8 protein-coding genes are annotated in these 10,509 nt (G+C 58.8%); 3 read left to right on the forward strand and 5 right to left on the reverse strand.

Going from position 1 to position 10,509, the window contains the following annotated elements:
* Positions 1 to 99: 99 nt before the first annotated feature.
* From AB0K08_RS07825 to AB0K08_RS07845, 5 genes are read right to left on the reverse strand one after another with little or no spacing between them, the layout of a single operon-like run.
* Positions 100 to 1,308, reverse strand: coding sequence for a CoA transferase (locus tag AB0K08_RS07825; RefSeq protein ID WP_363353085.1), 1,209 nt, complete (start codon positions 1,306 to 1,308; stop codon positions 100 to 102).
* 47 nt (positions 1,309 to 1,355) lie between these two features.
* Positions 1,356 to 3,326: an acetoacetate--CoA ligase gene (locus tag AB0K08_RS07830; protein ID WP_363353087.1), complete on the reverse strand. Its 1,971-nt coding sequence runs from the start codon at positions 3,324 to 3,326 to the stop codon at positions 1,356 to 1,358.
* 36 nt (positions 3,327 to 3,362) lie between these two features.
* On the reverse strand, positions 3,363 to 4,610 hold the full coding sequence (locus tag AB0K08_RS07835) for an acetyl-CoA hydrolase/transferase C-terminal domain-containing protein (protein ID WP_363353089.1): 1,248 nt from the start codon (positions 4,608 to 4,610) through the stop codon (positions 3,363 to 3,365).
* Positions 4,611 to 4,666: 56 nt separating this feature from the next.
* On the reverse strand, positions 4,667 to 6,511 hold the full coding sequence (locus AB0K08_RS07840) for an iron ABC transporter permease (RefSeq protein WP_363353091.1): 1,845 nt from the start codon (positions 6,509 to 6,511) through the stop codon (positions 4,667 to 4,669).
* Positions 6,512 to 6,549: 38 nt separating this feature from the next.
* Positions 6,550 to 7,728, reverse strand: coding sequence for an ABC transporter ATP-binding protein (locus AB0K08_RS07845; RefSeq protein ID WP_363353093.1), 1,179 nt, complete (start codon positions 7,726 to 7,728; stop codon positions 6,550 to 6,552).
* Positions 7,729 to 8,217: 489 nt separating this feature from the next.
* On the opposite strand from AB0K08_RS07845, the gene AB0K08_RS07850 reads away from it, so the two are divergent.
* Genes AB0K08_RS07850 through AB0K08_RS07860 form a run of 3 tightly spaced genes read left to right on the forward strand, consistent with a single transcriptional unit; the run spans position 8,218 to position 10,207 of the window.
* A complete protein-coding gene (locus tag AB0K08_RS07850; RefSeq protein WP_363353095.1) occupies positions 8,218 to 8,895 on the forward strand; it encodes a GntR family transcriptional regulator in 678 nt (225 codons plus the stop codon).
* Positions 8,892 to 9,803 (forward strand): NAD(P)-dependent oxidoreductase, encoded by a 912-nt coding sequence (locus tag AB0K08_RS07855; RefSeq protein ID WP_363353097.1) that lies wholly within the window; start codon positions 8,892 to 8,894, stop codon positions 9,801 to 9,803. The genes AB0K08_RS07850 and AB0K08_RS07855 overlap by 4 nt, the downstream gene beginning before the upstream one ends.
* Positions 9,800 to 10,207 (forward strand): carboxymuconolactone decarboxylase family protein, encoded by a 408-nt coding sequence (locus AB0K08_RS07860; protein ID WP_363353099.1) that lies wholly within the window; start codon positions 9,800 to 9,802, stop codon positions 10,205 to 10,207. Before AB0K08_RS07855 ends, AB0K08_RS07860 begins: the two co-directional genes overlap by 4 nt.
* Positions 10,208 to 10,509: the final 302 nt, after the last annotated feature.

Genomic DNA, 10,509 nt, shown 5'->3' on the forward strand with positions numbered 1-10,509 from the left:
TCTTGGCGCACTTCTTCGCCTCATGGCAGAGCATGAGGATCTTCACTGAACTTCGCACTGGGAAACGGCCTGGCGACCGCCATGCGATCACGCAGGCATCTAGTCGGCGCGAGCTTCCACTACACCTGCAGCGAACAGGCGTTCGATCTCGTCCTGGCCGTAGGCGCAATAGCTCCTCAAGAACTCAGACGAGTAGGAACCGATCGTGGGAGCAGGGACGAGTTCGTCCGGAACCGAATCCCCGAGCTTCAGTGGATTACCCACCACATCTACGCTGCCGCGGCGCGGATGCTGTACCGTGCGCATCATTCCTCGGTGGCGCCAATGCGGGTCATCGGCCACCTCATGGATCGTATTGACCGGTGATGCCGGTACACCAACATCCAGAAGTACGCCTACTGTTTCGGCCCGCGAACGGAGCTTGGTCCATTCCCCGATGATGTCGTCGAGGGCCTCCATATTCTCGATCCGGTCGGCTCGCGTGGCGAATCGTTCGTCGCTGATCAGGTCATCCAGCGCCATGGCACGCATCGCATTCTCAAAGTGCCTCTGTGTGAAGCAGAAGAGCGCGACCCAGCCGTCAGATGAGGGGAAAACGTTGTAAGGGGTCACCGCCATGCCGGAATGGCGATTTCCCGTCCGCTCGGGAATGTCGCGGTCTGGATCGTTGTACAGCGCCCCCAGCGGGGACAACATTGCGGGGAATACCGCGTCATGCATGGAGACTTCAACCAACTGCCCACGCCCGGTGACGGATCGCTGATAGAGCGCCGTCACCGCAGCTGAATACAAGGTGGCGCCGGCAAGGATGTCGACGAGTGCAGGTCCCGTCTTGACGGGGGGGCCGTCAGCGAAACCTGTCGAGGCAATGACACCTGACATCGCCTGAACCGTGATGTCCATGGCCGGCATGTTGGCGTACGGACCGTCGGTGCCATATCCCTTGCCGCTCGCGTACACCAGGCGAGGGTTCCGCTCGCATAGCATGGCGGGGTCTAGGCCGAGGCGAGACATCGCGCCGGGGGCGAGATTCTCGACGATGACGTCCACCCTATCGAGCGCATCGAGAAAGATCTGTCGACCCTGCTCGGATTTGAGGTTCACGATGACTGACTCCTTCGAGGAGTTGAGCATCACGAACTCGTGCGACTCCAACGAGTCATGAGAACGGAATCTCAGCTGATCACCAGTTGCCGATTCAAACTTGATGACCTTGGCACCGTGCTGAGCGAACAGCAGCCCGCAGTAAGGCCCGTTGTACATGTGCCCGATTTCGAGTACCGTCAGTCCGTCAAATGCCTTTGCCATTATAAATTACTCCGATGTTTACTGTCGCATTCAAGCGACCATGATTATCAGTCTTGCTTGACGAAGAACTTAGTCGCGTACTCGACATACTGATCAACACTCTCGGGGTTCGCCAGCGAATCGAGTGCTACTGCACTATCCACAGGGTCCCCGGCGAGGATGCGCTTGATGGGCACCTCGCATTTCTTGCCCGTGATCGTGGTAGGAATATCCGTTACCTCCACGATCGCGTCCGGAGCATGCCGAGGACTCAGCTGGGTGCGAATTTCGCTGCGAAGCCGCTTGACGTAGTCATCTGTCAGGGACACCTCATCCTCGAGTGCGACAAACAGCAGTAGAGCACCACTGGTTTCGCCCGGAGCGTTGGTGTCAATCACGAGGGATTTTGCAATTCCCGGGAAGCGCTCGACAACGCTGTAAAACTCGCTGGTTCCCATGCGAATACCGCCGCGGTTGAGCGTGGAATCCGACCGGCCGAGGATGATGATCTCTCCATCCCCCGTCAGCTTCACCCAGTCCCCGTGACGCCACACGCCCGGATACATGTCGTAGTAGCTGTCCCGCAGCCGTGATCCATCATCGTCACCCCAGAGGAATACCGGCATTGAAGGAAGCGGCTTCGTGAGGACGAGTTCCCCGACCTCATCCTCCACGGACCTTCCGCTGGAGTCGAAGGCGCGGACCTCGGCGCCGAGGAAACGGCTCTGAATGCGCCCCGAACGCACTGGCAGAATAGGCACGGCGCCCACAAACGAACTCGCAATATCAGTTCCGCCAGATGATGAGACGACGAGCAGATCTTCCTTGACTTCCCGATAGATCCATTCGAAGCCGTCCGAGGTGAGCGGGGACCCTGTAGATCCCAGCGTCTGCAGCGCTTTGAACTCAAACTCTTGGCTCGGATGAAGGTCGGCCTTCGCACATGAGTCAAGAAAGGCTGGCGAGGTGCCGAAAAAGGTGACGTCACGCCGGTCAACGAGAGACCACAAGCGGTTTGCGTCAGGGTAGCCAGGATTCCCATCGAAGGTCACTACCGACGATCCCGTGATCAGTGCCGACATCGAGAGGTTCCACATGACCCATCCGGATGACGTAAACCAGAAGAAGCGACTTCCTGGTCCCAGATCGTGGTGGAGCGTGAGATGCTTGTAGTGCTCGAGTAGTACACCTCCATGCCCGTGAACCAGCGCCTTCGGCAGTCCGGTGGTGCCCGAGGAATAGAGGATCCAGAGCGGATGGTCGAATTCTACTGACGCGAATTCAAGCGGAGCAGTTTCGCTGAGCAGCTCGGACCATCGAAGGCCCCTCTCCGGAAGTGCTGTTTCTTCGCCGAGGTTTTCGATGACAACTGTATGCTCGACACTCGGCAACGTCCTTGCCAGCTCGTGGACTGTCTCAGCCGTTGAGTGACCTTTCCCGTTGTACACGTAGCCGTTGACGCCAATGAGGACCTTCGGTGCAACTTGTAGAAAGCGGTCACGAATTGCACTGAAGCCATAGTCTGGAGAACACAGAGTCCAGATCGCTCCAATACTTGCGCTAGCAAGGAAGGCCACGACGGCCTCTTGGATATTGGGCAGGACCGAAGCGACTCGATCGCCCTTCGATACACCGAGCCGAAGGAGGCCCGCACGGGCCCGTGCGACCTTCTCCCGAAGCTCCCCGAACGTCAGGTCCTTTTCCGAGCCGTCCTCACTCACCGATACGAGTGCCGAGGCGGCGCCATCCGTGCGTAGAGAGTGTTCCGCGTAGTTCAACTTCGAACCAGGGAACCACTGCGCTCCTGGCATTCCAACATTCCCGAGCACGGCTTGAGGCTTGACGTGCCACTTGATGTCGACGAACTCGGCGATGGCACCCCAGAATTCTTCCACCTGGTCAACAGACCACGACCAAAGGTCGTTGTAGTCGTCGACCTTCAGGTTCCGGTTTTCTTCCAGCCACGTGATGAACTGAGTAACATTGGCAGTCTCGATTCGCTCGGCCGACGGCCGCCACAGAACTTGTCCTTCAGACACTTTCGTCTCCTCAAATTTTATCGATAGCCCTACGTGCTATACGAGGTCATGTGCAGCGCGACTTAGTTCGTCGCGAAATTCCGGATGAGCAATCTCTATGAGGCGTCTCGCCCGGTCCGCGAGTCCGACCCCACGCAACTCCGCTACACCGTATTCAGTCGCAATGAGATCAACGTCGCTCCTACTCGTGGTGACAACACCAGCTCCGAGCGAGGTCGAAATGCGGGACACCGTTCCGCCACGCGCAGTCGACCGGAGAGCTATCACCGAAAAACCGTTCCTTGCCTCTGCGCCTGCCCGGACGAAGGAGGCCTGGCCACCGACCGCACCGACATGCCGGCTGCCAGCCACTTCCGCATTGACTTGGCCCGTCAAGTCCACCTCGACGGCAGAGTTGATGGATACCAGGGAATCAATCTGGCTCAGCACTACGTGATTATGGGTGTAGGCCACCGATCGCATCGAGACCGACTCGTTTCTGTCCGCGAAGTCGTACAACTCTTGTGTCCCCAGGAGCGTGCCTGTCACAGCAAGTCCCCGGTCGAACGGCTTTCGGGCCCCGGTGGCAACACCGGAACGCATCAAGTCCGCCATTGCGTCGGTCAACGTCCCACTATGAAATCCGATATCTTTATGGCTTCCAAGGCGCGATAGAATGGCGTTCGGCGCAGAGCCGATACCGATTTGAATCGTCGCGCCGTCTTGGACTCGCTCGGCGATATGATCTGCGATCGCGTCATCCTCCGCCGTCGGGGTTGCACCTGGAAGGTAGATGGGGGGAGCTTCCGAGACAGTCAGCACGTCGAAGCGTTCCTGCGGGACCAGCGTCTCTCCGTACGTCATCGGCGCACGCGGATTGACTTCTGCAATGACCACTCGGGCCATCTCAATCGCCTGCATCAAGTAGTCCGAGACGAGGCCGAGCGAGTAGTTGCCGTCACTGTCCGGGCCCGCCACCTGGACCAACACCACGTCGGGCCTCAGAACCGCCGATTCCAACAGTGAGGGGACATCGTGCAAGTGAATTGGCAGGACGTTGAGCGCCCCCTCTTTGCCCAGACGGCTGTTCTGACCGAAGCCTCCGAAAGACGACACCGATATGACGTCGCAGTGCTCTGGCTTGACCGTGTCGGTCAGCGCCATACCGATGAAGAGATCAAAGGGACCAATCGCGTGCCTCTGTTCGAGGAGTTGCTGCAGGAGTGTGATCGGCTCCGCCGCGCCTTGTCCGCAGATCACGCGGTCCCCTCTGCGGACGTGGTCTGAAAACTGGATGGTATCCATGCTTCCCTCAGTGGTCGGAGTGGGTGCGACGATCTCATCGCCGCACCCACAGATGGTCACCCTGTACGGGTGTTGTCCGGAACAGAGGAGCCAACGTTCGCCGCACCGAGGCCGGTAACACTCTTGTCAACGGCAGGCCTCTGCTTCCGAGCCCGCTTCACCGCCCCGTCGCCTCGGCCGCGGCGTTCCTGCATCCGGCGAGTCAACGTGAGGACGGCAATCACGATGATCGCCGGAATCACGCTCGCCACTACGCTCAGAGCTGCCACGATCGGATAACTTCCGGACTCGAAGGTGTCAAGTGTGACAGTCCCGATGACTGGAGTACGAGTACTGACCAACATCACTGATCCGGTGAGGTCACCAGCCATGAGCACGAACAGGAAGACCCATCCGGCGGTAAGTCCCGGAATCATCAGCGGCAACTGGACCTTGAAGAATGTACGGAATTCGCTTGCACCTGAGTTGCGCGATGCTTCCACCAGGGATCGGTCGATCTGCGCCAGCGCCGATTCAGATGACACGCTGGCTTGCGGCAGGTACAACACGATGTAGCCGATGAGCAGGATCAACAGCGTTCCACCGAGGTTGAATGGTGGGCCGGCAAGCGTTGCGAGAATCGCGAGTGCAATAAGAATATTCGAAACGACGCCCGGAAGTCTTGTGATTCCGAAAGCAGCATCATTAACCCACCGCTTATTGCTCATTTCCCGGAATACATCGATCAACGCCGCCACCAGAATGGCGATTGTGGCACCGACCAAGGCGAGGGTCACAGAGTTCCGGATTGCGAGCAACTCTCGACCGTTCCCGGAGAAAATCCTCTCATAGGCATCGAAATTCATGGCCGACCAGTTGATCTGAGCAGACCAGAACGGCTGAAGCGAAACGATGAACAGTGCAATGAGCGGAAGGATCGCGGTCAGGAAGGGGTAGAACAGCATGAAGAATCTGGCCAGGAATCCACCGACCCTACCGAGGTCAACCTTCGATCCTCCACCAAACTTGCCACCAACAGTTGCGTGGTGACCAGCCTTCGACAGTCGCCGCTGCAGGATTGCCATCGTGCCGATGAACAGAAGCATCACCAGCCCGAGCACGAATGCCTGACCAAGCTCGGGCGGGAACACTCGCACCGCAAGACGCACGACTCGAACCGCAAGAACATCGATCCCCGCACCTGTGCCGATGAGGATGGGGACCGAGTACAACGCGAAGGACATCACCATGACGAGCAATGCTCCGGAGGCAATCGCCGGGCCGATAGCCGGCAAGGTGATACGCCTCAGTGTCCGAAGTTCGCTGGCCCCGGCATCGCGGGAGGCTTCCTCCAGAGAAGGATCCACGTTACGCAGGGCGGCCGCGATGACGAGGTATGCGTGTGGCACCAGATTCAGCACCGACACGAAGATCAAGCCGCTCCACGAGTAGATGTTGAGCGGGCCTCCCTCAGTGGAAGTCGTGTCGGTCAAACCGATGACGCGCAAGACATTGTTGATCAGCCCTGGACCAGGCTCTGCAAGGAGGATCCAGCCGATGGTGCCCGCTAGGGAGGGAACCAGCATCGGAATGATCGGGAGTGTCTCGCTCAACCAACCGATACGCGCCGTTGTACGTTCATTCAGCCACGCAAATACGGCGGCAATGGCAACCGCGATGAGGCTAGTCGCGACCACCAGAAAAATTGTGTTGCCAAGCATCTCCCACAGGCCAGCCTGGTTCCAGACCTCACCGAATGCGGAGAAGTCAGGTTCGCCGTTCTCGCTGAAGACTTCTGGGATGGTGATGACGAGAGGGCCGACAATGAGGATGCAGACGATAAACGTGATGAACCCAGCGACAATCTTGAAGACAGACGGGCCTCGACGCACCGGCTGCGGCGGCACCTTCGGAATCGTCAAGCGCTGATTGAATTCAGGGGGTCTCGTGTCGAGAAGAGTCACAATGCCCCCTCGAACACGAGTACATCGCCGGGCTCAACCTCGAGCAGGACGTCGTCCCCCACCTGGACCTCAACACTCCGACTGACCTGAGCCCAAGCCCGCAGAAGAACACCTCCAGAGTTGACGATGTATTCGATACGGCCGCCTCCGACGAAGGCAATGTCCTCCACGACACCCTTGAACTGGTTCTCGGCTGCCGGCGCATCGCCCGGAACACGATGGATCGACTCAGGCCGAATCAGGACTCGCACCTCACTACCGGCGAATTCCTGAACCGTGCGACCTGTCAGTTCCCCGAACGGTGCCTTCACGCGGACAGGTCCCTCAGCAGAATCCAGAAGATCCGCCTTGAACTCATTAGCCGCGCCGATGAAGTTGGCCACGTAGTAGGAGGCCGGATTGGTATAGATCTCACGCGGAGTACCTAGTTGCGCGATTCGACCCTCTTCCAGAACCGCAATCCGGTCCCCGAGAGTCATCGCCTCCTCCTGGTCGTGAGTCACGTAGATGGCCGTGTAGCCGAGACGATGCTGCATCTGGATGAGCTCCAGACGCAGCTTGTCACGGACCTTGGCATCGACATTCGATAGTGGCTCGTCGAAGAGTATGACGTCATTGCCGGCCACGATCGCCCGAGCCAGGGAAACGCGCTGCTGCTGTCCGCCACTGAGCTGAGCAGGATACTGCCCCGCCAGATTGGAAACGCCGACGGCCTCCAGGATGTTGCTGACGCTCTCTCGCACGTCCTTCCGAGACATCCTCCGATTCTGCAGCGGATAGGCGACATTCGCCTGCACGGTCATGTGCGGCCACAAGGCGTAGGACTGGAACACCATGCTGGCAGCACGACTGTTCGCAGGCCGGTCCAACTTGGAGGTGTCATCGAAGACTGAGTCCCCGCTGATTCGAATGTGCCCCGAGTCGGGTGTTTCAAGACCCGCGATGCACCGCATGAGCGTGGTCTTGCCACAACCGCTGGGCCCGAGCAGGACCAGTAGCTCACCCGGATGCACGTCAAGGTCAACGTTGTCGATGGCGTGGACGATCTCTCCGCTTCGACGTCGAAAGGATTTCGTCAGTGAACGTACAGAGACTCCAGCCTCAGGAAGCCGTTCGGGAGTTCCTGCGGCGTGAGCAGGAGACTGCCCCACGTTAGATTCGGTCGATAAAGACATGCTTGCTCCATCCAAAGTCTTAAGGTGCCGGCAACGAGCTCACCCTGGCGAGCAATCCCGTTCTTGTTGATGATCCTGCAACAGGTGCAGATACCAACTTCCGCAAGTCTGCGTTGGGCCTAACCAGGCACCGAAGGTGAACTACGACCCATCGCCTTGGTCTTTGTCGCCAAAGTCTTAGTACGGTTATACCGTCATATGAGACTAAGACCACATCGATCCATCGTCAACCAAGTGTCTCCGTGACATCTGCGTTGTCGAGCACTCAATGTACGATGGTCGTATCATCATACGACCAGTTCATATGTTACACTAGTCCCACATGCGGCGACCAGAGAGAAACGTTGATCCGAATCTCGGTTTGCACTTCGAACCGCGCTTCCCACCGGAAGTCCGCGCGATCTCTGCCCTTCTCACCAGGCAGAGCCAACCCGTTACTACAGCACACGTGTTTGACGGAACAGACCGTCGCAAATAGCAGGAGGAAACATGTTGCAGCGTGAGGCAGCCCCACTACGGACCCAGCTGGTAAACCAGCTCCGAGAGGACATCATTGCTGGGCGATACAAAGCTGGGGATCGCCTGACAGAGAAGGTATTGGAAGCCGCGTTCGGCGTGAGCCGAACCGTGGTGCGGGAGGCATTGCGCCAGCTGGAGAGCGAGAGCCTCGTCGAAACAGTTCCGAATGTCGGGCCGCGCGTGCGGGCCCTGACCTACAACGACGTTGCGAATCTCTACCAGGTTCGCCTCGCCTTGGAAGCCGCCGCCTGCCGACTCGCCGCGACTCTTGCGACGGATGAGCAGATCCAGGATCTCGTGGAGGCCTTTCGCCTACTCGTCACGAAGGCCCCCGAGAAGGCACCCGAGTCCCTCGTTCAAGACAAGAACGAGTTCTACCAAGCGCTAATCGCTGCCAGCGGCAATCCCATCATCGGGGAAATGCTGGCCAACGTCCAGGCGCGCATCGCTCAGCTTCGCTTCATCACCCTTGGGCAACCGGGCCGATCTGCAGCAATGCTCGAAGAGCTGCGCGCCGTGGTCTCCGCGATCGAGTCACGGGACCCGCTCGCCGCAGTGGCTGCCGCCACGCTCCACGTTGAGGCCGCCGGCGCGATCGCCTTGAACCACGTCGCACATCTTCGAAACCCGCAGGAGGCTATCGCATGACGACACTCTTTATAGGCCTGGGGGCGATGGGCGCCCCCATGGTAAGCAACCTGGCCCGCGTCGAGGACGTCGTCGTCTACGACGTCAATTCGAGTGTGTCGCGCAGTGTGGCCGGGGAACTCGGCATCAGTTCACTTGCATCTCTCTCGGCTCTTCCTCAGGACGTCGACACCCTGATTCTGATGGTTCCGAACTCACGCATCGTCGAATCAATCCTTATCGGCGATGCCGGTCTTCTGGGGCAGCTGAAATCGGGATCCCTCATCATCGATATGAGTTCGTCCGATCCCACGAGTACACAGGACCTCGCTTCTCAGGCCGCCGCACTCTCCATCGACTACGTCGATGCCCCCGTGTCCGGAGGCGTGACAAAAGCTGTCTCCGGTGAACTCTCGATCATGGTGGGGGGTTCAGCCGAGGCGGTCGTTCGTGCGCGACCGATTCTCGACGCGCTGGGCGGCAGCATTCACCATGTCGGAGGTCCGGGTTGCGGTGATGCTGCGAAAGCACTCAACAACCTCTTATCAGCTACGAATCTGGCCGCCGCTGCGGAGATACTCTCTGCTGCCACAAGATTCGGCATTCAGCCGGAATCAATGCTAGATGTCATCAATGCATCAACTGGCCGCAGTCAGGCTTCCGAAGTCAAGTACCCCAAGCACATACTCTCGGGAGCGTTCGACTCAGGGTTCAGCTTCGACTTGATGGTCAAGGACCTGGGCATCGCTCAGTCACTCACTCACGGGGCTGGCCTACGCACGCCCATCACAGACAGCGCGGCCAAGGCTGCAGGCGACGCCCATGAATTCATCGGCACAGGCCGCGATCACACCGAATTTGTCCGCCTATTCGAGCAAGAAAACCACGTGAAGCTCCGATCCATTAGAGAAAGTGAACCATATTCATGAGCAATGAAGCCCAGGACTACGTCGACGCGATGGCAGAGAAGCGCGGATATGTTCTCGACTATCACAAGATCATGGCTGCCGCGGATTTCCCAGTGCTCCAGGCTGCGAATCACGTGGTCAATTCCGCGTATCTCGAAGAACGCACCCTTGACCGCAAGACCAAGGAGCTCCTCTTCGTCCTGAGCCTTACAGTCATGCGCGCCCCCCTCCCCCAGCTCCGAAGCCACATTCAGGTTGCCCTCGACCTCGGGCTTTCCCCGCAGGAAATTCTTGAAGCAATCGAGATTGCTCTTCCCGAAGCAGGCATCGTGGCCTTCCAGTACGGCGTCGAAGCGTGGCAGTCTGTTGTCAACGTCGATCCCTTGGAACCTAGGGTCAAGGTCCATTCTGGGAAGGCGGAGTAGCACTCGATCAGTCAATCGCCTCGGGCCTTCGACGCGGCACCCCCAAGCTTCAATTGGCACGCCCGTCAAGACGTACGACATGGCGGGGCGAACCTGCCAGATCCCAACGATCTGACGAGAGGGATCCTGTGCTCGAATGCACGTGCTCGCCGATATCGCATCCTCGTATGTGGTCTCGGCGAGCACGTTTGTGTCGAAGGTCCCGCCAGGCAGACGCAACGGCCCAAGCCCAAGAATCACCATGCCGTCAAGAGCTAGCTCGAGCGTCACGTCCGCCATCGTCATGAATCATTCCTGGCGCC

The sequence above is a fragment of the Citricoccus sp. NPDC055426 genome, assembly GCF_040677445.1.
In the GTDB taxonomy this organism is placed as follows: domain Bacteria; phylum Actinomycetota; class Actinomycetes; order Actinomycetales; family Micrococcaceae; genus Citricoccus.

Coding starts and splice junctions, on each gene's coding strand:
- AB0K08_RS07825 (WP_363353085.1), bottom strand. CDS start 1,308: ATGGCAAAGGCATTTGACGGACTGACGGTACTCGAAATCGGGCACATG.
- AB0K08_RS07835 (WP_363353089.1), bottom strand. CDS start 4,610: ATGGATACCATCCAGTTTTCAGACCACGTCCGCAGAGGGGACCGCGTG.
- AB0K08_RS07845 (WP_363353093.1), bottom strand. CDS start 7,728: ATGTCTTTATCGACCGAATCTAACGTGGGGCAGTCTCCTGCTCACGCC.
- AB0K08_RS07850 (WP_363353095.1), top strand. CDS start 8,218: ATGTTGCAGCGTGAGGCAGCCCCACTACGGACCCAGCTGGTAAACCAG.
- AB0K08_RS07855 (WP_363353097.1), top strand. CDS start 8,892: ATGACGACACTCTTTATAGGCCTGGGGGCGATGGGCGCCCCCATGGTA.
- AB0K08_RS07860 (WP_363353099.1), top strand. CDS start 9,800: ATGAGCAATGAAGCCCAGGACTACGTCGACGCGATGGCAGAGAAGCGC.